The sequence below is a fragment of the Natrinema salinisoli genome (assembly GCF_020405205.1).
GTDB lineage: Archaea > Halobacteriota > Halobacteria > Halobacteriales > Natrialbaceae > Natrinema > Natrinema salinisoli.
Genome location: NZ_CP084469.1, coordinates 840534 through 867397, shown reverse-complemented (window position 1 = coordinate 867397; position 26864 = coordinate 840534). Strand labels below are relative to the sequence as shown.

The window sequence follows — 26864 nt, the reverse complement described above, 5'->3', positions numbered from 1 at the left end:
ATCGAGATGCGGGCATCATATCAAAACGCAAACATTCACGGAGGGAACGAGTCGACGCTCCTCCGATTTACGACCGAGGATGGAACGCAAGCCTGCATTCTCGTTGACGCCGGTGACGGCGTCGATCTCGATTCGTTGCTCGCGGACGACGAATATCTAACTGCAGTTCTTCTCACGCACGCACACATCGACCACTACCGGACACTCGCCAGAAACGTTCGACACAGCGCGCCAATCTATGCGACGCCGGCGACGGCAACCGTTCTCGAGCACGCACTGCCGGAGGCACGGAAGGACAACGACCTCGGCGACGTCTCCGCCGCTCTCGATGCACTCGAGCCGATCGACGACTGGACGTCGATCCTCCACGATCTCGAGGTGCGACCGGTCAGTGCCGGCCACACACCCGGTGGGGCAGGTTTCGTAATTCGCTTTTACGACGAGGACGGAGGGAATGAACTCCTGAACGGCGAACGGCACGTTCTGATAACGGGGGATTTCACGACGCGCCCCTGCGCGGGGTTTCCGGGACTGGAATCGAACTACCCGTTCGATATCGATACCGTGTTTCTGAACGTATCGACCGACGACTCCTATACAACTGCGCTCAACGATTCGATACAGACGATTCTCGAGCGGGCGTACGCCGGCTCCCGAGTCGTCGTCGCCACGAGCTCGTTGACCGGCGTTCAGTACGCGACGCTGTTGGGACACGTCACGGCGGCGCTGGATCGCGACCTTCCGATCACGCTCGTCGGACAGGCGGCCAAACTCCACAACGGACTCGAGTTGGATATTCCCGGTATCGACACGCGGGAAGTGTTCGACCGACCCGCGGCAGTACTCGAGAGCGGCCGCGTGACGATCTGCGGACCGGATACGCCGACGCGAGGAAGCGCGTCTCGACTCCTGGGTGCGATCGAGGACGACCCCGCCGGGGTCTTTCTCCAGATTGCGACTGGAAGCGCCGAGACGGTTTCGAACGTGCGCTGTACGACGCGGTACGTCGAACTCCGGAACCACCCCTCCGCGGAAACGATCGACGAGTTCGTCCGCGATCTCGCTCCGAGGCACGTCGTGGTCAAGCACGCGAGGGGAGAGACGCTCAAGCGATTCCAGCGTCGCTTCGATCACTGTTTCACGTGGGGGACGAACGACGAGGAGATCCACCGTTTCTACCGGGACGGAGAGTGGCTCGCTCCCGGATGGATCGCCGAGACCACTGCGAGGCAGATCCGAACGAGCCGACGGGACCTCGTCCAGGACCGGCCGTTCGATGCCGACGGCACGCTCCCGCCCGTTCGGCGGGGACCGGTCGACCTCGACGCGGAAGGCATCGATCTCGACCCGCTCGAGAACGCCTTTAGTAGCGCATCGAAAGACCCCTACGCGGCTTCGGATACGGATGCAACACCCGCGGATATCGAGGCTACGGCCACGCCCGCCGATACCGACGTAGAGACGGCAGCTGCCGATCCAGCGGTGAATCGGGGAGGACGTGACGGCGACGGGTCGGTCGAGGCGGAACTCCTCGGGCGGCTCGAGGATATCGAAGCGAAACTGGATTCCTCAGAGGAAACAGTTCGAGCGCGCGTCCTCACTGACGGGGACAGCGAGCAGTTCCTGCGGCTACTGGAACGGGCCAACGTCGACGCGGGAGACGTAGTCGAGATCACGATCTCTCGACCGGGAACCGAGTCCGAGTAGTCGAACCGATCTGGGTTCGTCCGTTGCGGTCGATACCCTACGCGGACACAGATCGCACGGTACACGTGTGACCGAGCGCTGGCTTCCAGTAGTCCCAGAACGCCGTTCGATGCCACCCATCGAAAAACGGAACGTCCCGTTTTCCGACGCGGATTCGGCGATCCCGTCGGATCGGAGGACTCGGTCAACATAAGTACGGTCCGTCCTAACCCACGATTGAACGCCCGTGTCGTACGATACTCACACGCCCGACTCGAGACTTCGATCGGCGATCGACCGGTTCGGCTTTCCGCACGTGGTGACCGCGACGCTCGTGCTGGTCGCGGCGACGATTCTGCTGGGGATCGCGGCGAAGGCGACCGGCTCAGGGCTCGCCTGCGAGGCCAACTGGCCCCAGTGTGACGCCGGTCCCTACAACCTGTTCCCGGGGAGCCTGCCGAGTTTCTACGAGTGGTTCCACCGGTTCGTCGCGATGTTCGCCGGCTTCGCCATCATCGGCTCCGCGCTCGCGGCGTGGCGGCTCCCCGACGTCGACCGGCGCGTGACCGGCCTGCTCGTCCTCGGGATGGCCCTGACGCCGGTACAGGTCGCACTCGGCCGCGAAACCGTCCAGCAGTACACGATAAACATCCTCTCGTTGCACTTCTGGACCGCCGTCGTGATCTTCACGCTGTTCCTCGTCGCGACCGTCCTGGTCTGGGAATCGCGGCTGACGGGGTCCCACGTCACCGGTGCGCTCGCGATCGGTATCGTGGCGCTCCCCGCACACGTCGTGCTCAGCCCCGTCGTCGGGTCGGCGATCTCCTCGTACTCGCCGACGATGCAGATGACCCAGTACGGCGTGACCCTCACACTATTGGGCGCAGCCGTCGTTGCGATGATGATCGGTCGCCGCCGCTTCACCGGCCGCTCCGTCGTCCCGCTGCTGGCGGCACCCCCGCTCGTGATCGTCGTCCTCTTCATCGGCCGACAGGCGGTCAATCCGGCCCTCGAGGTTCCCTATCTGATCGCCGCCGCCGTGCTCTTCGTCACCTTCGTGGCGGGACTCGTGCTCACTCGCGGCGACACCGGTGCGACGAACGCGTCCGACGCGCTCTCGCGGTAGGTGCGTATCGAGCTCGACGGCGTTTTTCAGACGTCTTAGCCAACAGAGACGGCGATAGCGGTCCCGGCGAGTGCGGCACCAACGCCGAGTCCCAACAGCGCGTAGTTGGCGATCGGGTTCGCGGCGGTCGTGACGTCCAGCGAGTACCGACGGCGGGAAACCGGCCAGAACGGACGAATCCCCATCGGCGTCAGAGCGTCGACGATGAGGTGAGAACCGATCGAGACGAGTCCGACGAGAAACCCGAAGGAGACGAATCCGGCGTCGGCAAACGCCGAGAACGCATCGACGAGGACGGCGGTCAGCGCGGCGAGTCCGGCACTCACGAGCAGCGCGAACGCGATCGTGTGCGTGGGGCCGCGATGGTCGATCAGCGGAAGTCGATGATCGTAGTCGGGAAGCGTCGCGAGTGCGACACAGACCAGACCGCCGACCAGCGCGACCTCCGCGTGACCCCCCAGCGAGACGACGGTGCCGAGCGGCGCGTACGCCAGCAATGCACCGCCGTAGTGTCCCACCTGGTACATGTCCGACGGGAACGGACGAACGGATGATAAATCCACCGTCGTTTGGCCAGTCGTCCCTGTTCGGAGTAGCTCCGAGAGCCCTCTCGGACCGCTGGCGTGATCGCTGGGGTTTTGATCTCCGATCGCCTCCTCACGTTCGTGAAAAACGTCACCGATAGGACGAGCAACCCGTTCGGACTCCGACCACCCTTCGACAGGTCCGACCCCGAGGACCGGACGGCCGTCTTCGGCTACGGTGACGCCAACGCCGACTTCCACGTCGTCGGCGACTTCCCCGGCGTCCACGGCGGCGAAACGACCGGCGTCCCCTTCACCGAGACCGAAGACGGACTCGCGATCCAGGAAATCCTCCGCGAGACCGGCTTCGCGAGCGGCCCGCGAGACGAACCCGTCCTCGAGAACTGCTTCTGCAGCTACGTCCACATGTGTAGCCTCCCGGAGGGGGAGGTACCGACGGAGACGGATTACGCCGACCTCGAGCGCTTCTTCGACGCCGAGCTTCGCGCGATCAACGCCCACATCCTCCTCCCTGTCGGTGCCCGCCCGACCGACCACGTCCTCCGGGAGTATACGACCCAGCGCCACCGATTCGAGCTCGACATGGCGTCGCTGCACGCTCGCGACATTCGCGGACGCGGCTTCATGGTCGTCCCGATCCAGGAGCCGGTCGAGTGGGTCGACGGCGACCGCGAGGCGATCGTCTCGAAACTCGAGGCGATACTGGCGAGCGATTACCGCCAGACGAAAGGCGTCGCGACGACGGTCGGCTGAGAAGGGGCGGGGGCGATCCCTACGACTCGTCTTTCGGCGCGAAGACGACCAGCGCCGTACTGTCGTCGACCGCGTAGGGTGACACGTCCTGATCGCCGTCGAACTGGACGAGATCGCCCGGCTCGAGGTCGTATACGTCGTCACCGAGCGTGAGTTCGACGGCACCGCTGAGGACGTGCAAGACGACGTTCGATTCCGGATGGCGGTGTTTGGGAACGCGCTCGTCCGCAGCGAGTTGCAGGCGAACGGTTCGCGGGGACTGTTCGTCGAATACCTCTGCGTGAGGCGCTTTCTCGAGGGACTCGAGCGACGTGACGTCGGGCATAGACGAGACGAGACGGCCGAGCGACTTGTCTTCGTGTGCGAATACGTTCGGACGATTATGCTGGCGTATCGCGGCAGATCCGAACGAACGGGTTCGATCGACCCCTGCCCGTCCGCCTGTTTCAATACCGAGAGGGGAGAACGATGATCGTCCGGCGATCGGCCACGTCCCGTCCGTGGGTACCGGCGGCTCGCACCTTCGTTTAAATACTATAGGAGAACATGTTCTCGGGACTTCCCGCTCCGTAAGAACCGGCTTCCCCCGTTATACGTCGGTCCTTCTTACGTCCAGTTGTTATGAGCGATCGAATCGGCGCGCCCGGACTGGGGCTATCGCGACGCGAATTCGTTGCTGCGACAGGCGGCGTGGCCGCACTGACCGGACTCTCCGGCTGCATGAGCCAGGGAGCCACGCAAGAGTCCGTGTCGGCGAACTCGAGCGAGGAGTCCACCGGCTCGTCCGGACCCGATCTTCCGTGGACGAGTTCGCCGGAGGTCGTGCAGGTAGACGAGCAAGGCGGCAGCGTGACGCTACAGTCCGTGACTGCCCAGCACGCCGTCCACCCGATGGATTCGATGGGCGGCCCGGTGGAACTCCCGCAGGTCTGGGCGTTCAAGGCCGACGACGGGAAGCCGAGCGTGCCGGGGCCGATCCTCCGAACGACGGAGGGCAACGACATGGAAGTGACACTCGACAACACGGGTAACGACCACCCGCACACGCTCCACTTCCACGGCGCGAAGAAGACCTGGAAGAACGACGGGGTGCCGACGACGACCGGCGTTCGGGTCGACCCGGGCGAGAAACACACCTACACTATCCCCGCAAACGTCCCGGGAACCCACCTCTACCACTGCCACTATCAGACCCATCGCCACATCGATATGGGGATGTACGGCATCTTCCGCGTCGATCCGAAGGGGTACGAACCCGCGGACAAGGAGTACTTCTTCACGCTGAAGGACTGGGACTCGCGCGTGAACCGCCAGTTGGCCGGCGAGGACGTCGACTACAGTGCACGCAATCGCAACCCCGACGTGTTCACGATCAACGGCAAGAGCCTCCCGCGGACGCTCCACCCCGAGGAAGGCTCGCCGATCATCGTCGACCACGGCGACACCGTCCGCCTCCACATGGTCAACGCGGGCTACATGTCCCACCCGATGCACACGCACAATCACCGGTTCCGTCTCGTGGAGAAAGACGGCGGGCAGATACCCGACGCGGCCCAGTACGAGCAGGACATCACCAATATCGCGCCCGCGGAACGCCACACGATCGAGTTCGAGGCCGACGCCGATCCCGGCATCTACCTCATGCACTGCCACAAGGTCGACCACGCCATGAACGGCGATTCCTACCCCGGCGGGATGGTCAACGGAATCGTCTACCGCGACGCGATGGATACCGACATCTTCGCGAACCTCATGGAGTACGCGGGCTACGAGGGGTAATCGCTCGAGACGAACCCTGATGAACCGAGCCGAAAAAACCGCGTTACGTCCGACTTTCCGTCTCCGTTCGAACGTCCGATCCGCTGGTGGCCGGCCCCACGTCGGCCAACTGTCGGCGACCTGACGCGGTGATCTCGTACCGCCGGCCTCCGATAGAACGAATAGCACCGTCCGCCTGCAGGCGCTCACACGCCTGCTCGACCGTGATCGGATGATCCTTTACCTCCGCGGCGAGATCGACGACGTAGGACGGATCGTCGACCAGTGCGTCGAGGACGCGTCTCTCGAGGGCTCTCCGGAACGTCATCCGTCACGAGCCTCGCCGTACGCGTCGAGCAGTTCCCGATACCGGTTCCGAACCGTGACCGAACTCACGCCCGTTTCCTCGCCGACCGTTTCCTGCGTCAGTCCGTCGTTGGTGAGCCGAGCGGCCCCGTAAATCGCCGACGCAGCGAGCCCCGCGGGGCTCCGCCCGCTGTGGAGGTCTCGCGCTTTGGCCGCCTCGAGGATCTCTCGGGCGAGATGTTCGGTATCGTCGCTGACCTCGAGCGCGGACGCGTACTGCGGAAGGTAGTGAATCGGGTCGGCGGGCTCGATTTGCAACCCGAGTTCGCTGGCGAGGTAGCGATAGGCCCGCTGGATCGGGAGTTTATCGACGCGACTCACCGAGGCGAACGCGACCAGCGTGCGCGGCGTTCCGTGCTGTCGAGCGGCCGCGTAGAGGCAGGCCGTCGCCATCGCCTCGATCGATCGTCCAGGGAGCAAGCTCTCTTCGACGGCGCGCCGGTACAGCACGCCGGCGGTTTCCCGACACGGATCCGGCAGTCCGAGCGCGGACGCCATGCGCTCGATCTCGCCGAAGGCCTGTTTCAGGTTCCGCTCCGCGGCGTTCTTCGAGGTGAATCGCTCGTTCCACGTCCGCAATCGCTTGAGCTGTTCGCGCTTTCGCCCCGAAAGACGGTTGCCGTACGCGTCCTCGTCCTGCCAGCCGATCGTCGTACTGAGACCCTTGTCGTGTCTGAGCGGCGAGACCGGTGCGCCGACCCGGGTTCGGTCGTCGGCGTCGTGGTCGAAGCTTCGCCACTCCGGGCCGTAATCGATCGCGTCGGAATCGAGGACGAGCCCGCAGTCAGAACACGTTCGCTCGCCGTGTTCCTCGTCGTGGCGGATCGATCCGGCACATTCCGGACATTCCGACTCCCGCCGCTCGGGAGTGGGCTCGCGCTCGCGGTTGCGGGTCGATCCCCCGTCAGCCGTATCGACGATCGTCTGAGTCATGGGCACTGTGTCCACCGAGGTCCGTTCCCCGGTCGCGTGTGACGTCTTCGCTTGGATTGCAGTGGAGCGACAGTATCAACGATCGGTGGATTCCCAGCACGTGGGAACGGCACCCGCGTTCGTCGTTCCGGAGTGGATGATAACCGGATTCGAGAGGAACAACGTTTATTCGCTCCGAGACGACAGCACAGACCAATGAATCGCGACGGAGGCCAGACCGAGAACGACAGCGAGGAGGGCGTCGACCCGACTCTCGAGGCGGACGACGACCGCGTCGAACTCGGTCTGGCACTGCTCGCCCGGCTCGAGCACGAATCGCTCCCGCTCGCCGATGCCGTCGACCGAATCGAGACGGTCACGACCGATCCGACGGTGACGCGAACGATCCTCGACGAGGCCGAACTCCGCGGACTAATCGATCGTGACGATGGCATTATCCGTCCGAAGAGCCGGCAGTACGTCCGTTTCGAGCAGGACGTCATCACGAAGGAGGGAGAGTTCACCTGTCGACGCTGTGGCTCCGGCCTCTCGACCGGCCACTTCATCGATCTCGAGGCCGGCGAACTCGGTCCCTTCGGCTCCTCGTGTATCCGAAAAGTGACTGGACGGGAGTAGCGTTACCGGCCCTGCCGGAGTTCCGCGATCAACTGCTCGATCGTCTCCTGTTGTTGCTCGATAACCTCCGTCTGGCGCTCGACGGCGACTTCGAGCGTCTCGATGCGCTCGAGGAGTTCGGGATCGGTTTTCGGTGTGGCTGTCCCGGAGTCGCTGTTCGCCGCTTCGATCGCGGCCTCGGCAGCCGAGGTGTCCGTCTCGACTGCGTCCTCGAAGATCGAGCCGGTCTCCGCCTCCGGGGGTTTCGTCTCGGAATCGCGGTCGACAGTCCGGTCGTTCGGGGTCGATTCTCCCGGCGTCGCCGACTGTGATCGCTGACTCTCGCTCCCGAGGGAATCCGTCGTCGGCTCCGCGCTCGCACCGACGTCAGCTCCCGCGTCGGCGAGCGGGTCCGTCGATCCGGACCGCTCCGCCTCGGCCGTCCCCTCGTCGATTACATCGCGATCGTCGGGCTCGGGCGGGTCGGCATCGAGCGGATCCACGCCGCCGCCGAAGTCGACCGACCCCTCGTTACTGGTCGTCTCCTCGTCCTCGTCGCCGATCGCTTCGTTGAGTTCCTCGAGCGAACCGACGTCGTGATAGTCGAACAGCGCCCGCTGGAGGCGTTCGCGGAGATCGTTCGCTTCCTCGTTCGGCGCCTTGATCCGCTGGGGGCGGCCGTTGGCCACCAGCACGATCTGGGTGGCGACGCTGCCGTCCTCGAACGAGAGGTTGGTCACGTCTCCGAAGTGGTACTCCTCGTAGTCGCCGTCCCAGACCGCGCCGCCGATGTGTTTGACGAGCCGGTCGCTCGTGATGATCAGGGTGAGTTCGCTGAAGCGATACGTCTTGACGACCGTCTCGCCGGCGTCGGTGATGTCATTGCCGTTCAACACGCCCGCGAGGACCGGGTGGAGCACGTCGTCGGTCTTCCCCGACGGCACGGTAAACGACCGTTCGCCGTCGAGGGCGTACTCGAGGGTGAACTTGGTCTTGCGCCGACCTTCGGAGATGGTCAGCCGGTCGGCATCGTGGGGGAATTCCTTTGCCGATTCGTCGCTCAGGAGGCCGTCAGCGCGGTACACGATCGTCCTCGTGGGGGTGATGAAGAGCTCGTCGTCGCTGCCAAGAGAGACGCGCGCCGCGATCTCCTCGCCATCGAGGGCAGAGTGGACGATACCGGGAACGCTCATGCAGCGGAGTTCGTAACAACATGTGATAAATCCGTGGGTAATCCGTGGGTCCGCGTTGCACGGCGGTGTCGAATGGGAAGGTTAAAGAAACGGACCGCACTACTCGTAACCGAGCCCGGGTGGCTTAGCTGGACATAGCGCCGCACTCATAGGGTTCAGAGATTCGGTGCGGTTTCGCCTTGGAAGCCTCCGTGTCCCTCGAGGACTGCCGAGCCTCGAACCTGGGACATGCGGAGATCGAGGGTTCGGAGCCCTCCCCGGGCACTCATCAAATTCTTCATATGCCCGCGTAAGAACCCCCTCTCGAGGGAGTGGGCGACTCAATTACAACAGTTCCGATACTGGAGCCGATGACCTACATCCCGCGATATCGACTTCTAACAGAGGTATCGAGGCTTGAGCTTTGCTACCGACGGATTCGGCCCGTACTGTGAGTGCCTCAGCTGCACTGACGATGCCGACGTCGTCATCGATTACAGCGGTAGCAAGGCGAAAGCCCACCCCTTCAGGGGAGGGATGAAGTCGACAACTGGGAACCAAACCCCGGGCGACGACTGGCCAGATATTCCCACGTTTTAATACGTTCTACACAGATACATTACAACTGTAATCGTGGTCACGACGGCCGTCACCACGACGTTCCACAACCCATCCCGAGAGCGCCGCAAGGAGTGGCAACGCGCCACCCACCTGTACCGTGATACGAAGCAATTCTGCATCGACGGGTGGGAGGCCGACGAGTTTGGCATCAGCGTGACCACGGCCAGCATCGACAACTCGCTCTACTCGGCCATTCAGAATCAGGCCATCCGCGAAGCCAAGTCCGACTACAAGAAAGACGGTATCGTGGAATACCACGCCAGCCAGCCGTTCGCGGTCAACAACCAGAACTGGGAGATTGACCGAACCGAGAGCGGGTCGGTCGTCGTCGGATTTCCCTGTATCTCGGGGTGGTGGTATACCCCTATTGACGTGTACGATAATATAGCCGACGACGTTGCTCAACTCGTGGACGGCGAGGCCGACAAGTCCCGGTTGCAGGTGTACCGCCGTAGCGACGACTGGTACTGTACGTTCACCGTCGAATACGACGGCGAGACGGGTGACGAGACGGCAATCGGGGTGGACATCGGCCATAATCACCTGCTGGCGGCGGATGCCGAGAGCGGCGAGTCAATGCTGCTATCCGGTCGTGAGGCGAAATACGTCCGGCGCAAATATCGTTCCCTGCGCGAGTCGCTTCAACAAGCGAGTGCGCTTCGCGCACGTAACCGTGTGGGTAACAAAGAAAAGCGCCGGATTCGTGACCTCAACCACAACGCCTCCCGTCGTCTCATCGACTGGGCACAACAGTTCGAGAATCCCGTGCTGAAAATCGAGGACTTGGATGGCATCAGAGAAGGGAGCGACTGGCGTGGCGTCCACTCGTGGCACTTCCACCAGTTGCAGGAGTTCATCATCTGCAAAGTCGAGCAAGCCGGGATTCGTGTCAAAGAAGTTGACCCGTTCAAGACGAGTCAACGCTGTTCGGCCTGCGGTGCCGAGGGCACACGAGACGGCGATCGCTTCGCGTGTCCCGAGTGTGGTCGAGGACGGCACGCAGACCTGAACGCCGCCGAGAACATCCGTCAACGGGAGGGAGAACCATGCACGGCCTAACAGTTCGGCTGAGGCGAACCGTGCGGCCTCGTGGATCGAATACTCCACCGTCTGTTTGGCAGACGCTCGGCGTGACCGGGGAGGAAGGCCGCTTTGACCCGGCTGTACGCGCTGGAACGCACGTCCGGGGTCGTAACCGGACGGCGACCGTTGACGCCCCACGCGAAAGCGTACTTGCGGGCCGAGGAAACGCGCAACCTGAATATCCCCTTCGGGGAATCCCACCCCTTTAGGGGTGGGAGGAGGTCAACCGAAGCACGGTGAGCTGACCAATCTACAATACCTGCAGCAAGGGTCACCCGGTGATGCGACCGTCTGAGTAGCCCGACTGTCCCGGAAGCTGCTCTTCAGTTCGCTCAGTGAGCGCTCAACACGGTGAACGACCTCGAGGACGAGTACGCCGACGGTGTTCCGCGAGATCACGTTGTCGAGTACATGACCGAGGATAACGACCTTCGACAGATCCCAGATTCGTTCAAGTCGAATGAAGTATTATACTACTAACCTATATACATACGTGACGTATAATCTCGTTAATGTATAAGAAACGTCGCGAGAATGTCGAATCGGTGGATAATTCCGGTAGTCCACCTCTGGCAAAGCGCCGAACGGTCCTCGCAGCGGGTGGCGCTGTTGTACTCGGGAGCCTCGCCGGCTGTACTGCGCTCGATGGACTGCGAAACCGGGCCAGTGAGGAGGTAGTAGCGAACAGGACTGCCTCGCCGGCCGGGTTCTACGCCGGCGGCGATACCGACCGTGTGACGGCGTATAGAAGCGGTCCGGTCGACGTGCGGTTCGTTCCGCCGACACTGGGGGCCGACTCGCGACGCATCGAGATCGACGGCTGGAGCACCAGCACGACCACGAAGGCACAGGACTACAACTCCTCGCGCTCGAACAAACCAGGAGGCTCGATCTGGGTGCCCGATCCCCACGACGAGGATTCCGACGACGATGGTATCCTGACGCTCGCCACTGTTCTGGACATCGAGCGTGCACTGTTGATCTACATCGACGCCGGCATCGCGGACGTGGACGACCGGTCGACCGACGACGCGAAGGCGTCACTCGACGCGTTCATCAACGCGACCACCGAGGTCCGGGCAGAACTCGAGGGCTGTTCCTCGGAGACCTGCACGAGCGTCCGGGAGAACGCCGACAGCCGCAAGGGTCTCGCCCGGGACGCGAGCGACGCCGTGGACGCAGGCGAGTGGGACAGCGCGAGGAAGTCCCTCCAGCAGGCCCGCCGCATCGTCCAGGGCGATATCGACGATATCTTCAGGGACATCGATAGCGACGGCGACGGAATCAGTGACGGCATGGAATCCCTCTATGACTACCTCGACGGGGAGCCGACGATCGGCGAGCACTCCGTCGTCAGCCTCCCCGACGCCCGCGTGCGGGTCGACGGCCCGGCGCTTGCGGACGAACTCACGCCCGAGCGAGTGCTCGAGTACTTCACCGGCGAACGAAACGCCGAGAGCTGTGGGGAAAGCGACGGGGCCGTCGCGATACACCGTGATCTGGCGTGCCGTGACCTCCTCACTTCGACACTCGAACTCGGTGGCGACATCGACCTCAGTCAGTCTCGTGGCATCGACAAGAAGGACATTCGCCGCGGCGTCGCCGCATTCGGAACCTCGGGCGGTGTCGTCGTCACGGGTGCGACGCCAGCGGCCGAGGTCGCGGAACCATTGGTGCGCGTCTCGAGTCAATGCTGCACCACTCCGACTCTCTGTTGTGACATTCTCGAATCCTGGGGAGAGGAGACCACCTCCGGGGAGGCCGCCGTGTCCGAGACGTTCGTCGTTCCCGTGGTCACGACGCCGGCGGACTGTCCGTGCCCGATGCCCGCGCTGTTCCACGTGCGTCGGATCCGTCACGACGACCAGCTGCTCTACGTGGGCGGGTGGCACCTCGACGACGGCGCACTCTACGAGAACTCCGCAGCCCTACTGGTCGCCGACGGCCCGAACGTCGTCGCCGGCGTGACGCGCTCGGACGTCGAGGACGGCGGGATCGATCTCCGGTCGCGCGTCGAGGGGCGGAAAAAGCCCGGCCGGACGACCTACGCGAACATCACGCTCGCCCGCGAGTACGACCCGAACCACGACTCCCTCCCTTCGGGTGCTCACCAGGTGTGCAGGGACGACGGCGAGTTATACTGCTGGGGGGTCCAGTCTCGGGAAGGGGTCGCCAGGCACGAGACTGGCGGCTGTCCCGGCAGGGATGGCGACGCTCCCGCGTGGTCGGTCGTGACGGCGCTCGATGCACCGGTCCTTCATCTCGCTGGAGCGGCCGACGCATCGAACGACGTGAAGTTCAAAGCAGGGGCGGAACTGTCGAAAGCGGTCAACTGAGCGCGTCAGCGTTTGCTGCCGTGACTTCCGCTACATTCAGAGCTATCAGTTCAGGATCGGGTTGTCGGTATCGTACTGTACGCCCTGTATCTCTAGTACGATTCGGGGAGCATCACCATCAGCTGATGGAATACCAGGAATGTCTCGACACGTCTACCGAGCGAGTGCTACAGGAGAACAACCAGGGAAACAAATACCGATACTCTGCGTAACATACGCTCTGGGTCTTGTTTAATAGAACGGATAGCTATATCAAACATTTTCACGTATGGAATCATGATGGTGGAAATAAATCCAAGCTGGAGAGATATAATTTTATTGGATATATTATTGCTTATTTGGATGCATTTTATGTATCATAGTTTAGTGCATCAAAGCCCCAGGTCGTTTAAGATAATTTATATAAACCAGTATTCTTTTACAGAGATCTCGATCATAGTAGTCTATCTGGTTGCAGTAACTTCCCTCTTGATCCTAAACGCGCTTTCATTGAAAACGTATCTGCAACAGAGTGACCCTGTATGAACGCGTTATTTCACGGGTGTGAGTCCTCGATGGTGCGTTCGATGTTGCGGACAGCGGATTTCATGACGAACTCACGGGATCGCCCGAATCAGGTTCTTGACCAGAGCATATCGCCGTATCTACGTCGGAGCCCAAAACACCGACTCAGCGTTCGAGCGAGGGTTATACGCACAATACTTGATAAGCAAATTTCTCGCCCACCCCCGTATTCCAGGATTTCGCTGCGGAATCAGCGGCGTGATACTTTCCGCACGCAACCTCGTGCGAGGCTCTTACCAGTCGCAGCCCTTATCGGCAGCGACAGTGGCCAAATAGTCGAGATTCCGCATTAATACCTGCCAGCCAACTTGTGTATCGTGCGGTTGTTTCATCGAAAAATATATGTCGAAAATAGTACTGGTTTCACAATCAATGAGCAGCGTCGTCTTCACTGCCTCGAACGTGTAGTCCGTCTATTTTGCGTAGTGCTGGCTGGCCTGGACGCGATCGACACCGATTGCGTCGATCGCCTGCATATCACCGAGAACAAACAGTTCGACAGACTGATCGAAGATCGCTTGCCGCCTCTTCATCGGGATCGCCTGCTTTCGCGCACACACGGTCGGGGAGTGTGGGACCGGTTCAGGCGTCAATTCGAGTGATTCCGTCACTCCCGGCATCTCGCAGAGGACGTCTATCAGCTTCCGGCACGGATGGCCGAGGTACTCTTTCAACCCTGAACAGCGAGAATTACCCAGTCAGCGTAGCCTTCTTTTCCCGGACGGGAAGCCGGAGCTGGCGTGCCAACGACGGCTTTTCCGCGAGCGATACAACCATCTCCGTGAAGCAGGAGGTCTTCCTGTGCACAACGAACCCGTCCGCTTCACTTCCTAGTAGATTTGGTCTTTACCCTAAGCAACTAACATGACGATACGAGTTCGATCGACTCTACACTGCTAAGATTTGAGCGTCTAAACAAGGCCTACGCTCTGTATTCAGCGCACTTCTCTTGCCAGTTAGTAGAAAGATTGGCGATTCAATAGTTATCCTGTTCGGTGAACGTTATCGTCCAATTGCTCGCCTCGGTCAGTGCGGTGTCGGCAATCGTCCAATCGGTCGTCTCAGTCACGACTGGACGTGTGACCAGTGTTCGGGGCGTCGTCATTGCCGACAGCGGGGGCCGGGCATCGTCCAGAAACCCGAACCGGCGGCGAACCGACGTCGCGAACGTCGGCGGTGCCAGAATCGCATCGGCATGGGCGTACTCCGTAACGATTGCCGAGGACAGCGCGGCCAGTGCGGAATCCGTGGGTTTCGGGGGAACCAGATCAGTGATCCGTACCGTCTCCCCGTCGTCGGGCATCGCGACGACGGCTGCTGCTATAGCGGTACTGTCCTTCCGCGCAACGTAGGTCCGGTACGACCACTGCGGATTCCCGTACCGCCATCGAACGTAGTCGTCATCACGGACGGCGTGGATCCCCGACGGTGATGCCCCTTCGTACAGCGACGCCAGCAACGTCGTTGGGATAGTATCGTGACGACGGATCGAAATGCCGCCCCCGGACGGTGCAGTTGCATCGACGATTCTCGTTCCGACGGCCGCCGCAGCGTCCGCAACGGGTTCGATCGCTCGTCCGAGCAATCCGTTCGTCTCGAGCCACGTGCTGGGCTGCTGGATGCGATAGTACGTCGACACCGGACCGACCGTGCGCCAGCCGAGTTTCATGTATCCCGGACGCGACTTCGAATTGGGGAAGTTGAAAAACAGCGCCGCCTCGTGATCGCGATACCGGTCGATCGTTCGCTCAGTCATCCGCGTAAACAGGCCTCGTCTCCGGTGATCGGGATGGACCATCGTATCGCCCGGTTGGAGTGCGAGCACTCGTTCTCCAGCGATCCCTAGCGGGACGACGAATAGCGGGCGCGCGCCGACTAGATTGTCGCGGTCATCGACCACGACCATAACCGGAACGTGATCGACGTACGGATTGGAACGGTACTTCCACTCGAACCACGGTTCGGACCGGCGCTCACCCCAGACCGCCTCGAAGAGATCGAGAATGCCCTCCGTATCGCCCGGCTCAAACGGACGAACGTGATACTGGTTGGTTCCAGCCGAACCGGATGCGTGGTCGATCTGTTCAGGCATAGATTTGTTCTTCGGGTTCCGGCTCGGAGGTCGTCTCCGAACGGATCTGCTCGTTCAGTCCCTTCATCGTCTCGACGTCAATCGCTCCCTCCCGTTCGAGTTCGCCGAGCGTTTCAAGGAACGATTCGATCGGCGGCAACTGGTACTCGCGGTTGAGGTCGAAGAGGTGACACCAGAGGTGGAGATGGGAATCCCGTTCGACCGCGAGTTCCGTCGCGGTCCGGAGGTAGCGCTCGTGCAGCCGCTGCCCCATGCGAATGGGCACCCAGCGAAACGCGGAGTGGGGCGGAGACCGCCCGGACGGTAACGAGGGTGCCGTCAGGTTCGGGTGTCGTGTACAGTATGTTTCCACGGGACCATCGCTGAACTCGGGCGACCGAACGAGCGGCGGCCCGAACAGTAGCTCCCGGAACCGGTGGACCGGATTCGATGCTGGCTCGTCGTCCTGAACTCGGACGATCTCGATCCCATGGTCGTTCAGGGCGTCAAGCGACGGACAAACGTGGCGCGGTGGGACGAGTGACTCGGTTTGATTACCCGTGACTCTTTCGTGGAGACGTTGGGCGTGCTCCAGTTCTTGTTTCTGAACGTCCGGCGGCATCGTATCACACACCGCATGAGAGAACGTGTGTGTGCAGATTTCGTGGTCCGTCCGACGTCGCATGATCTCCGCAGCGATATCGGGTGCGTAGAATAGTGGATCGCTCTCCATATCTGTCCCAGGGTCTTCGTCGAACCACCCATCGGGATAGGGACCGGAATGGGTTCCCTCGCAGCTGTGGAGCAACAGGTGGCCGACGATGTCGAACGATATCGGTATCCCGTAGTCGTCGCACGCGTCGAGAAGTCGGTAGAGGCATCGTCGCTCTACGCGTCCGTCGTCGCTGAGATGGTCGTACTGCTGTCGGTCGTGTATTCCCCATCCGAGTTCGATTTCGATACTGATGGTTACTGTCCCTACCATACGTAGCTCAGCGCAGTTCGACCACTTTGTTACCGAGCGACTTACGAAAGACGGAGAGACAGTATTCCGAGTATGAAATCCTTACCTCGGCCACATTCTCTCTCGAGATACTTACGCTCGTTCCGGTACATTGTTCGGAGAGTCTAGTAAGTCCGGCAGCTCTCCGTTCCGGCTTCCAAGAGAAACACCGAAGATAATCCACTCCATCCCCCCTCGATCGAGGCAATCGATCCGCTCTCTCCGCAGAGAGTGTGCCGTACCGGGCCAGTGGAAGGCTCCGGTCCCCAGCTCGGTCAGGCGTCGGTGGCCGTCTCGTCCCAGTCAGTAAAACAATCCTCCGGCTGGACGTCCCGTATCGCATCAGTTCCCGCCTCCGGAATGTGTTTGAAACAGCGCGGTTCGTCCTCCGCCTCCGCGATCCACGCGGCTTCGTCACCGCATTCCGCACACCGAGGAGCGCCGCCGAATCGAAGCGCGTACCACCAGCGAAGCCGCTCGAGCCGGTCCCGAAGCCCGGCCGGAAGTCTCGATTGAATACCCGAAAGACGACCGTCGGTCACGATCGATCGGCCTCCGCGAATCGGTCACTGCCGTCGTCTCCCATAGCCATCGATGGCGTGCCGCGAGAGTTACGTCTTCGGATCCGATACCGGATTCGCGAGAACGACGGGATGGCCGGTCACCGAGTCCCTGCCGCGGGGAGGGTAAACGAAAACGTCGAGCCCTCGCCGGGCTCGGAGTCGACCCAGATCTCGCCGCCGTGACGTTCGACGATGCGCTGGCAGAGGGCGAGTCCGATCCCGGTTCCGTCGTATTCCTCGCGGCTGTGTAGCCGGTCGAAGACCGTGAACACGCGATCGTAGTTATCCGGGTCGATCCCGATCCCCTCGTCTCGAACCGAAAGCACCCACTCGTCGCCCCGCCGTTCGGCACCGACGTGAACCCGCGGCGGGTCGTCACCGCTGTAGGTGAGCGCGTTCGAGAGGAGGTTCTGGAGGACCTGCCGTAACTGGTTGCCGTCGCCCGATACGTCGGGGAGGTCCTCAGTAGTAATTTCGGCGTCGCTCTCCTCGATCTGTATCTGCAGGTTCTCGAGGACGTCCTCGAGAATTGCGTTCAGGTCCGTCGGTTCGAACGGATCGCCCCGCGTCTCGACCCGCGAGTACTCGAGCAGCCCGTCGATCATCTCGCGCATCCGCTCGGCACCGTCGACGGCGTACGCGAGGAATTCCTCGCCGTCCTCGTCGAAGGCGTCACCGTACCGGTTCTCGAGCAGCCGGAGGTAGCTCGTGACCATCCGGAGGGGCTCCTGCAGGTCGTGGGACGCGGCGTAGGCGAACTGCTCGAGGCGTTCGTTCGATTCCTCGAGTTTGCGTTGATACTCCGTTCGCTCGGTGATGTCGGTGAGGGTGACGACCGCGCGACTCACCTCGCCGTTCGCGTCCCGAACGGGCATCCCGTGGTTCAGAACGGTGCGGCGCTCGCCGTCGAAGCCTTCGATCTCGATCACGTCCGGGTCGGTGACCTCTTCGCCTCGAAGCGCCCGCGCGAGCGCCCACTCCTCCGGTTCGACGCGTTCACCGGTGTCGGCCCACCAGCCGTCGTACCGTTCGTATTCGGCGACGGACCGCGACTCGGCGATCTCTCCGCCCCAGATCTCCTCGGCGGCCTCGTTCCACTTGACGATGCGGCCGTCGGCTTCGGCGACGAACACGGCGACCGGAAGCAAGTCGATGAGCGTCCGGAGCTGATTCCTGCTCTCCTGGAGCGCCTGCTCGCGCTGTTTGCGCTCCGTGATGTCTCGGTCCGAGACGACGATCGACACCACCTCGCCGTCGTCGTTCGTGACGGGTCTGAAGACGCCTTCGAGCGTGTACTGCCGCCCGTCCGGCCGGGTGAGATCCGCCTCGAAGTCCACGTACTCGCCGTCCGCCGCTCGATCGACCCACTCTCTGACGGCGGACCGAATACCGGCGGCGTCGTCGCCTGATGGTTGCCCCACGCTCTGAGAGGACGTCGCGGCCTCACCGTCACGAACGACGTCGCTCCCCTCATCGGCGTTTTCCTCCCACCACGGCGTTTCCCAGAACGGTTCGCCGATCACTGCCTGGAGATCGGCGTCGACGTACTCCATCGCTGTCCCGTTGACGTCCAGCACCGTTCCGTCGGTATCGAGCAGCCCTACGAGGATGTTCGGGTCCTCGAAGATCGCTTCGAAGCGGCGTTCCGTTCGCTCGAGTTCCCGTTCGCGCTCTCTGCGTTCCGTAACGTCCCGAAAGTACACCGAGATACCGGTCTCGGAGGGATAGAGGTTCGCCTCGACCCAGAAATCGAGCGTGTCGTAGTAGAGTTCGTAGCTGGTGGGTTCCTGCGTTTCCAGCGCGGTGTGGAACGCGTCCCAGACCTCGTCGAACTCGACGAGATCCGGAAACATCTCCCAGAGCGATTTTCCGAGCAGTTCCGCCTCGGTGTGCTGGAGGAGTTCCGCCGCCCGGTCGTTGACGTGGGTGAACCGGAACTCGTCGTCGACCGCGTAGAACGCGTCCGAGATCCTGCCCAGAATCCGCTCGAGTTCGGTCTCGAGTTCCCGTTTGCGTTCCCAGCGGTCCGTCATGTCACGCGTTACCTTCAGAAACCCCCGATGGGTACCGTCGTCGTCCCGAATCGGCGTGATCGTTACGTTCGCCCAGAACTCCGTGCCGTCCTTTCTGCGGCGCCAGCCTTCGTCTTCGACGGAGCCGTTTTCGAGTGCGGCCTCGAGGTTTCGCTCGGGAACGCCGTCCGATCGATCCGCTGCGGTGTAAAACGTGGAGAAGTGTTCGCCGAGGATCTCGTCGCGATCGTAGCCTTTGATCTGCCGTGCGCCTTCGTTCCAACTGACGACGTGGCCGTCCGTATCTAACCGAAAGATCGCGTACTCCTCGACGGCGTCGACCAGCGAGTGAAACGCTTCCGTGCGCACCCGTAGCGCTCCTTCAGAGCGCTTTTTGTCCGTGATATCGGAGTAGAACTCGACGCGTCCCCCCGCGTACTCTCCCGACTCGATCGGCTTGCTGTAATGCTCGAGCCAGCGCTCGTCGCGGTCGTCGTCCTCGCCGGTGAGTACCTGACACTCGAACCGTTCCGTGTCGTTGTTGTCATCGTACGTCGCCAGAACGGTCTCGCTGAACGACTCGGAGTCGGCAACGGTCTCTCGAATGTCTTGTTCGAGTACGTCGCGTTTGTCCCGACCGATGACCGACGCGCGATCGAGGCCGAAGTACTCCTCGATCGTTTCGTCGATCCATTCGATTTGGAACTCGTCGTCGAGGACGAAGACGCCGATGTTCGCCGCGTCGAGGACGTCGGTGATCGATTCGTACGACGCCTGAGCCGACTCGAGCGTCCGTAGTTGCCGCGTTCGCTCGGTGCGGTCGCGAACGACGCCGAGCGTCCCCTGAAACTCGTCTCCCTCGACGAGCGTGCTGATGCGGAGCTCGCAGGGGACGCTGTTCCCGTCGGCGGTTCGGAGGACGAGGTGGAACGGATCGATACCGTCGCCCGTCTCGATGTCGGTCGCGATTTCGCGTTCGATGGGTGGAACGTCGTCCTCGTGAACGACGGACGTGACGTGTTCGCCGAGGAGTTCGTTGCGAGAATAGCCGATCAGCTCGACCAGTTCGTCGTTGACCGCGACGAAGTTGCCGTCGACATCGAGCTGGTAAATCCCGTCATCGAGCGTGTCGACGAGTGTCCGATATCGCTGCAGTGCGACACCGGCGTCGGCTTCCTCCCAGAATGCCTCGCCGTTTGCGCTCGATCGAGTACTCATGCTACTGTAATCGCCGGTGACGAAGATAAGTCTCTTGCCGATCGTGGCAGACGGTCCTTTCCCGCTCGAGTCCGAAGGGCGGCCATGAACGTGATCGACGTCCTGCCGAAAGACGTGATTCCGAGCATCGACGGGCCGTCGTTCGGAAGCGAGTATGGGGACGATCCGGACGACGACGTCCTCGTCGTCGACGGCGACCCCCGCAGGACCCGTTTTCCGGCGTCGATTCAGGCGATTGAACTATCCTTGTCCGACGCGGCCGCGAGGTGCTCTTTCCCCCACGCCTGCATCTCCTCGATGACGGGCTCGAGCGATTCGCCGACCTCGGTCAGGGAGTACTCGACGCGAACCGGTTTCTCGTTGACGATCTCCCGGTTGACGAGCCGTTTCTCCTCGAGGTCGTCGAGCACGTCGGAGAGGACCTTGCTCGAAATTCCGCCGATCTCCTCCTGAAGCGCGTTGAAACCGAGCGGCCCGTTGGCGAGCAGTCGGTGAATGACGACGGTGTGCCACTTCTTGCCGATTAGCGTGGCGGTGGAGGTGATCGAACACCAGTCCTCGCCCGCACACCAGACTTCCAGTTGATGATTCGGTTCGTCCATGCTCGGTTCTAGACCGCGGGTTCCCTTATAGTTACGTGCTGTAACTTAGTTACCTAGTATAACTGTCCTCTGACGGGCGAGCTGTACCGGGCAGTCGCGTCGACTAGACGGGAGGGCCACCCGGCGTCCGCGAGTACCGACCCGGCGTGAGAACTGTCACTCGTGTCGACGGAGTTTCCGCGCCGCCGTTCGCGCCGAATAGGCGAGCCACTCCCCGCCGTAACAGAAGAGACAGCCCCGAAACTGCGGCCGCGACCTCGAGTCGTCGTCGCCGTCGTCGGACGATGCTGTCATACCAGTGGACGGTAGTCTATCGCCTAGTATAATTCCTTCGCGAGTGTGTCCGACCGATGCCAGATCGTCACTTACTGGATCGTAACCGGGTAACTGTCCCGTTGGCTGATGTTTATGACTATGCAATTGTAACCAAGTTACTATGAGTGACCAAGGAAGCAGGACCCGCGACGAAACGGAAGCCGATCACCGGTACGAGGTCGTCGTCGTCGGCGGCGGCCCGGCCGGGCTGACGACCGCACTGTACGCGGCGCGACTCGGCCACGAGACCGCCGTCTTCGACCGCGGCGGCGGCCGAGCCGCGATGATGCAGGACACCCACAACGTCATCGGCGTTCCCGAATCGGTGTCGGGCAACGAATTCCTCTCGACGGCCGTCGAGCAGATCGAGTCCTACGGCGCCGACTACCGCCGAGAGTTCGTGACGGACGTCGAGCGCGTCGACGACGGGTTCGCGCTCGAGACGACGGACGGCTCCGCCGTCGCGGACAACGTCGTCCTCGCGACCGGCTTTTCGGACGAACGTCCCGAACCGCCGCTGCCTCGAACCGGGCGCGGACTCCACTACTGTCTCCACTGCGACGCCTACATGTTCATCGACGAGCCGGTGTACGTGATGGGCCACGGCGAGAGCGCGGCCCACGTCGCGATGATCATGCTCAACTTCACCGACGATGTCGACCTGCTGCTCCGCGGCGACGAGCCGACCTGGAGCGACGAGACGGAACGGCTGCTCGAGGGCCACCCCGTCGACATCGTTCACGAGGACGTCACCGGCGTCCGAAACGGCGACGACGGCTGGCTCGAGGCCCTGGAGTTCGAAGACGGAACGGTTCGCGACTATACCGGCGGCTTCGCGATGTACGGGAGCGAGTACAACAACGGAGTCGCGACGTCCCTCGGCGCGGAGCTGACGGACGACGGCACGGTCGCCGTCGACGATCACGGCCGAACCTCGGTCGACGGGCTGTACGCGGTCGGCGATCTGACGCCGGGCCACAATCAGGTCTCCGTCGCGATGGGACAGGGCGCGAAGGCGGGGATCGCGATCCACAAGGAACGCCGGGAGTTCCCGAAGTCCCTCGCGGAACTCGAGGCCGAGGGAGCCGTCGCTGCGAGCGACGTTCCCGCGATGCCCGACGGGCTTCGCAGTCAGGCGAGCGGGCACTCGTCGGCGGAAGGCGACTGAGGGGCGCTGAAAACGGGTACGCTGCGGTGTCTGTCTCTCTCGACGACACTCGCTCTTTTTCCGATCGGCGTCAAACTATCGCCCACACCATGCGTTCGCACATGTCCCGCGTCCGTAGGCGAGCACCTCGCGGTCGCGATTCGAACCGGTCGCGATGACTGTCTCCGAGTACAACCCGATCGAGTCCTACGGCATCGTCGGCAACCTCGAGACGGCGGCGCTGGTCGGGCGGGACGGATCGGTCGACTGGTTCCCGTTCCCTCACCTGGAGTCGCCCACGATCCTCGCCGGCATCCTCGATCCGGACCGCGGCGGTCGGTTTCGTATCGGACCGGCGGCGTCGATCGACGGGACACAGCGGTACGTCGGGAAGACGAACGTGCTCGAGACGACGTTCGAAACCCCGGCGTGGACGGCGACGGTGACGGACTTTTTACCGCCCGCCGAGCGGGTCGATCATCCGAAGAAGATCCTCTACCGCAAGGTCGCCTGCTCGGACGGCTCGGCCGACCTCGAGATCGAGTACGAACCGCGGTTCGATTACGGGCGGGCGGACGCGACGTTCGCGTGGACGGAGACGGGACTCCGCGCGGAGGGCCGCGAGGAACGGACGGTACTCGAAACTCCCGTCGACCTCGAGGTCGACGGTGATCGCGCGACGGGCGAATTCCGCCTCGAGGCGGGCGGCTCCGTCTGGTTCGCACTTCGATGTACGGGTGCGGAAGACGCGAACTCCGAACCGGCGGAGGCTCTGTCGGACACGGTCCAGTTCTGGACGGACTGGGCTCACACCTGTGACGGAGCCGACGACTGCGTCTTCGCCGGTCCGTGGCACGACCTCGCGGTCCGATCGGGTCTCGTCCTCAAGTTGCTCACCCACGCCGAGGTGGGCACGATCGCCGCCGCCCCGACCGCGTCGCTCCCCGAAGACATCGGCGGCGTCCGAAACTGGGATTACCGCTACAACTGGCTGCGCGATGCCGGGTTCACCGTCCAGGCCCTGATGAATCTCGGCCACGTCTCGGAGGCGGTCGACTACTTCGACTGGTTCATGGACCGCTGTCGGACCGACGACCCCGCCCAACTCCAGCCCCTCTACGGCCTTCACGGCGACACGGACCTCGAGGAACGGGAGCTCGACCACCTCGCGGGCTACCGGGACTCCCGACCGGTCCGGATCGGTAACGGCGCGGCCGAGCAGACCCAACTCGACATCTACGGCGAGCTCCTGCTCGCGGTCGACGAGATGCTGGAGCACGGCCGGACCCTGGACGACGGGGAGTGGGACACGATCCGCGGTATCGTCGAGTACGTCCGCGACGTGTGGGACGAACCCGACGCTGGCATCTGGGAGGTCAGGGACGGCCCGAAACAGTTCGTCTACTCGAAAGTGATGTGCTGGGTCGCCCTCGACCGAGGGATCGCGATCGCGGTCGACCGCGACCGCGACGCGCCGCTCGAGTCGTGGCGGGACACTCGTCGAACGATCAAAGCCGACGTTCTCGAGAACGGCTACGACGAGGACGTCGGCGCGTTCGTCCAGGCCTACGGAACGGACGCGCTCGACGCGACGGGGCTGTTGCTTCCCGTCGTCGGCTTCCTCCCGTTCGACGACGAACGGATTCGCGGGACGATCGAAGCGACCGAGGAGACGCTCGTCGAAGACGACGTGCTCGTCGAGCGGTACGACGGCGACGACGGCCTTCCGGGTGAGGAAGGAGCGTTCGTGCTCTGCTCGTGCTGGCTGGTCGACGCGCTCGCGCTCTCGGGCCGCGCCGACGAGGCCCGCGAGCGCTTCGAGGCGCTCCTCGAGAACGTAAATCCACTCGGACTCGTCGCCGAAGAGCTGGAGGCGGACACCGGCGCGCATCTCGGTAATTTCCCGCAGGCGTTCAGCCACGTCGGGATCATCAACAGTTCGTTGTACGTCGGATACGCGACCGGTCACGAGTCGGCCGGGCCGGCGCCCATGGGGATCCGCCTCGGCGATCCGGTCGGTCTGGACGATCGGTGAGCGACTCGCGGCGGACTACTCGAGCTTCCCCGACAGCACCTTCGCCGCGACCAGGATCGGATCCCACGTGCTGTTGAACGGCGGCGCGTACGCGAGGTCGTAGTTTTCGACGTCGGCGACGGTGGCCTCCTCCGAGAGCGCCGCGACGACCGCGTGACTGCGGTGGACTGCGCCCTCGCCGTACTCGCTGACGAGGCTCGCCCCGAGGACGCGTTCGGAGTCGCGGTCGGCGGTCAGGGTGATCGTGACGTTCCCGTCTTCGGGATAGTAGCCCGCACGCGATTTTGCCGTCACAGTCTCGGTCACCGGATCGAACCCGGCTTCACGGGCTTCTTCGGGGTCCAGAATGCCAGTACGTGCAGCTTCGACGTCGAAGGCTTTGACCGCCGCCGTGCCGGCGATATCGCCCCCCTCGGTCGGCGTGCCTGTAACCGTCTGGCCGACCGCGCGACCGTGTCGATTCGCGGTCAGCGCCAGCGGAACGTACGCCGGTTCGCCGGTGACGACGTGGGTCGCCTCGGCGCAGTCACCCGCCGCGTAGACGTCCGGTGCGCTCGTTTCGCGATAGGCGTCAGTTGCGATCGCGCCGGTCTCGCCGAGTTCGATGCCGGCGTCCTCGGCGAGGTCCGTCCGAGGGCGAACACCGGTCCCGATCAGCACCATCTCGACCTCGACCCGGTCGTCGGCGGTGACGACGGCCTCGACGCGGTCGCCGCCGGTCAATTCCTGCACTTCGGCACCGAGGTGGAGCGCGACGTCCTCGTCCCGGAGATGGTCGGCGACGTGCTCGCTCGTTTCGTCGCTGAAGCCCTTCAGCACGCGATCACCGCGCTGGAACAGGTTCACTTCGAACCCGTTCGCCGCCAGCGCCTCCGCCATCTCGATGCCGATGTAGCCGCCGCCGACGACGCCCACGGGGCCGGTACAGTCCTCGAGGTACCGACAGGCCGGCCCCCGATCGGGCTGCTGGAGGTCCTCGCCGTCGCGGGCTCGAGCGACGTACTCGCGCAGTTCCTTCCCGTCGCTCATCGAGCCGAGCGTGTACACGCCCTCGCGGTCGATGCCGTCGATCGGCGGCACGATCGACTCCGACCCGGTCGCGATCAGGAGGTTTCCATACGGCTGAACGACGGTTCCGGCGTCACCCTCCGCAGTGACCGTCCGCTCGTCGGTATCGATCTCGACGACCTCGTGGCCCGTCCGGAGGTCGATGTCGCGTTCCTCGCGGAACTCCTCGGGCGTGACCGAGACGAGATCCTCGAGGGACTGTATATCACCTTTGATATAGTAGGGAAGTCCGCACGCGCCGTAAGACACCCACTGCCCTTTTTCGAAGACGACGATGTCGCGATCCGGATCGTCGCGTCTCGCCTTGCTCGCTGCGGACATTCCCGCTGCGTCACCGCCGACGACGACGAATGGGTCGCTCATACCGACAATAGAGAGTGCGAGACATATAATCCCTCACTGCCCGTGTGCGAATTTCCCTGAAGCGTCGATCGTCCGCGATTCGACGCGGGACCCACCGAACCGGATCGCGCTATCGTCGACGGCGCACGACCGCGACACCGATCGCGAGGACGCCGATCGCACCGACGGCGACGACAGTGCCGCCGCCGGATCCGATACCGGACAGACGGGTCTGATTCCCGTCCGCGCTGGAGGTCGATGTATCGTTCGTCTCCGAGTCGGTATCGGGGTACTCGAGTTCCGCACGGTCCCGTACCTCCGTCTCGAAGTGCGTGTGGACGTCGGAGGCGTCGATGTTCCCTTCCAGGTGGACGACGTAGTCGCCGGACTCCGTGAAGACGACCGGGGCCTCGTAGACGCCGGGTTCGCCGTGCTTCTCGCTGATCTCGAGGGCCGTCTTTTCGTGGTCCCCCGTCTGGACGGACGCTGTCAGGTTTTCGGAGAGATTTTCGACCGGGTCGCCCGACTCCGCGTCGACGATGTCGAACTCGAGCCACATCCGCTCGCCGGTGATCAGCGGCTCGTCGGCCCCGCCGAAGGTCACCTCGTTTCCGTCGAGATCCTGCGTCTCGTGGGCGACGGCCGGGCCGACCGCGCCGAGGAGCACTACCGCGATCGTTCCGACGACGAGCAGTCGTTTGGCGAATTGCATCGCGTAGTATACCGACGTATCCTAAAGAAGCCGTTCTGGTTCGATTCACGAAGCCACGTGCATCGGCGAAGACACGTTCCGATCCCTTCCGAACCTCCCCGACCGAATTCCGCTCGCGACGATACGCTCGATGTCACTCCCGTCTGTTCGAGCTCACTGCGACTCGCCACGAGTCACGGCATCGAAACCCATCTACCCGACAGCGGGATGGTTCGATGTGAGAAGATCGCTCGAGAGAG

The 26864-nt window shown here is 63.0% G+C and carries 22 protein-coding genes, 1 tRNA gene and 1 pseudogene; 10 read left to right on the top strand and 14 right to left on the bottom strand.

What is annotated here, in order from left to right:
* Positions 1-6 precede the first annotated feature (6 nt).
* Both LDB05_RS04330 and LDB05_RS04325 read left to right on the top strand, forming a co-directional pair.
* Entirely contained in the window at positions 7-1707 is a 1701-nt protein-coding gene (locus LDB05_RS04330) for an MBL fold metallo-hydrolase (protein WP_226006700.1), read from the top strand.
* 226 nt (positions 1708-1933) lie between these two features.
* Positions 1934-2812, top strand: coding sequence for a COX15/CtaA family protein (locus tag LDB05_RS04325; RefSeq protein WP_226006699.1), 879 nt, complete (start codon positions 1934-1936; stop codon positions 2810-2812).
* Between the two features lie 35 nt (positions 2813-2847).
* Here LDB05_RS04325 and LDB05_RS04320 read toward each other — a convergent pair whose 3' ends face one another.
* A complete protein-coding gene (locus LDB05_RS04320; RefSeq protein ID WP_226006698.1) occupies positions 2848-3339 on the bottom strand; it encodes a metal-dependent hydrolase in 492 nt (163 codons plus the stop codon).
* A 138-nt stretch (positions 3340-3477) separates the two neighbouring features.
* Here LDB05_RS04320 and LDB05_RS04315 point away from each other — a divergent pair, with 138 nt between their 5' ends.
* Positions 3478-4110: a uracil-DNA glycosylase family protein gene (locus LDB05_RS04315; protein WP_226006697.1), complete on the top strand. Its 633-nt coding sequence runs from the start codon at positions 3478-3480 to the stop codon at positions 4108-4110.
* A 19-nt stretch (positions 4111-4129) separates the two neighbouring features.
* Here the strand turns inward: LDB05_RS04315 and LDB05_RS04310 are convergent, their stop codons facing one another.
* Positions 4130-4435, bottom strand: coding sequence for a cupin domain-containing protein (locus tag LDB05_RS04310; RefSeq protein WP_226006696.1), 306 nt, complete (start codon positions 4433-4435; stop codon positions 4130-4132).
* 296 nt (positions 4436-4731) lie between these two features.
* Between LDB05_RS04310 and LDB05_RS04305 the strand changes: the two genes are divergently transcribed.
* Positions 4732-5889: a multicopper oxidase domain-containing protein gene (locus tag LDB05_RS04305; RefSeq protein ID WP_226006695.1), complete on the top strand. Its 1158-nt coding sequence runs from the start codon at positions 4732-4734 to the stop codon at positions 5887-5889.
* A 43-nt stretch (positions 5890-5932) separates the two neighbouring features.
* Here LDB05_RS04305 and LDB05_RS04300 read toward each other — a convergent pair whose 3' ends face one another.
* Both LDB05_RS04300 and LDB05_RS04295 read right to left on the bottom strand, forming a co-directional pair.
* Positions 5933-6196: a MarR family transcriptional regulator gene (locus LDB05_RS04300; protein ID WP_226006694.1), complete on the bottom strand. Its 264-nt coding sequence runs from the start codon at positions 6194-6196 to the stop codon at positions 5933-5935.
* A complete protein-coding gene (locus tag LDB05_RS04295; protein ID WP_226006693.1) occupies positions 6193-7167 on the bottom strand; it encodes a transcription initiation factor IIB in 975 nt (324 codons plus the stop codon). Before LDB05_RS04295 ends, LDB05_RS04300 begins: the two co-directional genes overlap by 4 nt.
* Positions 7168-7362: 195 nt before the next feature.
* On the opposite strand from LDB05_RS04295, the gene LDB05_RS04290 reads away from it, so the two are divergent.
* On the top strand, positions 7363-7782 hold the full coding sequence (locus LDB05_RS04290) for a DUF5830 family protein (RefSeq protein ID WP_226006692.1): 420 nt from the start codon (positions 7363-7365) through the stop codon (positions 7780-7782).
* A 2-nt stretch (positions 7783-7784) separates the two neighbouring features.
* Here LDB05_RS04290 and LDB05_RS04285 read toward each other — a convergent pair whose 3' ends face one another.
* Positions 7785-8954, bottom strand: a complete 1170-nt coding sequence (locus LDB05_RS04285) for a DUF7115 domain-containing protein (RefSeq protein ID WP_226006691.1) — start codon at positions 8952-8954, stop codon at positions 7785-7787.
* 113 nt (positions 8955-9067) lie between these two features.
* Here LDB05_RS04285 and LDB05_RS04280 point away from each other — a divergent pair.
* From LDB05_RS04280 to LDB05_RS04270, 3 genes are all read left to right on the top strand, one after another.
* Positions 9068-9218 (top strand) — tRNA-Met (locus tag LDB05_RS04280).
* A 348-nt stretch (positions 9219-9566) separates the two neighbouring features.
* The gene (locus LDB05_RS04275) at positions 9567-10613 is read left to right on the top strand and encodes an RNA-guided endonuclease InsQ/TnpB family protein (protein ID WP_226006690.1); all 1047 of its coding nucleotides are present in this window, start codon (positions 9567-9569) and stop codon (positions 10611-10613) included.
* Between the two features lie 569 nt (positions 10614-11182).
* Entirely contained in the window at positions 11183-12973 is a 1791-nt protein-coding gene (locus tag LDB05_RS04270) for a hypothetical protein (protein WP_226006689.1), read from the top strand.
* Positions 12974-13508: 535 nt separating this feature from the next.
* Here the strand turns inward: LDB05_RS04270 and LDB05_RS04265 are convergent.
* The 7 genes and pseudogenes from LDB05_RS04265 to LDB05_RS04235 all read right to left on the bottom strand — a co-directional run bounded on the left by LDB05_RS04265 (position 13509) and on the right by LDB05_RS04235 (position 21300).
* Positions 13509-14314, bottom strand: a pseudogene (locus LDB05_RS04265) (transposase).
* Positions 14315-14513: 199 nt separating this feature from the next.
* Entirely contained in the window at positions 14514-15629 is a 1116-nt protein-coding gene (locus LDB05_RS04260) for a GNAT family N-acetyltransferase (RefSeq protein ID WP_226006688.1), read from the bottom strand.
* Entirely contained in the window at positions 15622-16593 is a 972-nt protein-coding gene (locus tag LDB05_RS04255; RefSeq protein ID WP_226006687.1) for a polysaccharide deacetylase family protein, read from the bottom strand. Before LDB05_RS04255 ends, LDB05_RS04260 begins: the two co-directional genes overlap by 8 nt.
* 293 nt (positions 16594-16886) lie before the next feature.
* Positions 16887-17153: a hypothetical protein gene (locus LDB05_RS04250; RefSeq protein WP_226006686.1), complete on the bottom strand. Its 267-nt coding sequence runs from the start codon at positions 17151-17153 to the stop codon at positions 16887-16889.
* Between the two features lie 119 nt (positions 17154-17272).
* On the bottom strand, positions 17273-20404 hold the full coding sequence (locus tag LDB05_RS04245) for a PAS domain-containing sensor histidine kinase (RefSeq protein ID WP_226006685.1): 3132 nt from the start codon (positions 20402-20404) through the stop codon (positions 17273-17275).
* Between the two features lie 227 nt (positions 20405-20631).
* Positions 20632-21006 (bottom strand): winged helix-turn-helix transcriptional regulator, encoded by a 375-nt coding sequence (locus LDB05_RS04240; protein WP_226006684.1) that lies wholly within the window; start codon positions 21004-21006, stop codon positions 20632-20634.
* 156 nt (positions 21007-21162) lie between these two features.
* Positions 21163-21300 carry a hypothetical protein gene (locus LDB05_RS04235; protein ID WP_226006683.1) on the bottom strand — a complete coding sequence of 46 codons (138 nt, stop codon included), beginning with the start codon at positions 21298-21300 and terminating at the stop codon, positions 21163-21165.
* 142 nt (positions 21301-21442) lie between these two features.
* On the opposite strand from LDB05_RS04235, the gene LDB05_RS04230 reads away from it, so the two are divergent.
* Together LDB05_RS04230 and LDB05_RS04225 are read left to right on the top strand one after the other, a co-directional pair.
* Positions 21443-22489, top strand: a complete 1047-nt coding sequence (locus tag LDB05_RS04230; RefSeq protein WP_226006682.1) for an NAD(P)/FAD-dependent oxidoreductase — start codon at positions 21443-21445, stop codon at positions 22487-22489.
* 154 nt (positions 22490-22643) lie between these two features.
* The gene (locus tag LDB05_RS04225) at positions 22644-24503 is read left to right on the top strand and encodes a glycoside hydrolase family 15 protein (RefSeq protein ID WP_226006681.1); all 1860 of its coding nucleotides are present in this window, start codon (positions 22644-22646) and stop codon (positions 24501-24503) included.
* Between the two features lie 15 nt (positions 24504-24518).
* Here LDB05_RS04225 and LDB05_RS04220 read toward each other — a convergent pair whose 3' ends face one another.
* Both LDB05_RS04220 and LDB05_RS04215 read right to left on the bottom strand, forming a co-directional pair.
* Positions 24519-25934, bottom strand: coding sequence for an FAD-dependent oxidoreductase (locus tag LDB05_RS04220; RefSeq protein WP_226006680.1), 1416 nt, complete (start codon positions 25932-25934; stop codon positions 24519-24521).
* A 109-nt stretch (positions 25935-26043) separates the two neighbouring features.
* A complete protein-coding gene (locus tag LDB05_RS04215) occupies positions 26044-26625 on the bottom strand; it encodes a FixH family protein (protein WP_226006679.1) in 582 nt (193 codons plus the stop codon).
* Between the last annotated feature and the right edge of the window lie 239 nt (positions 26626-26864).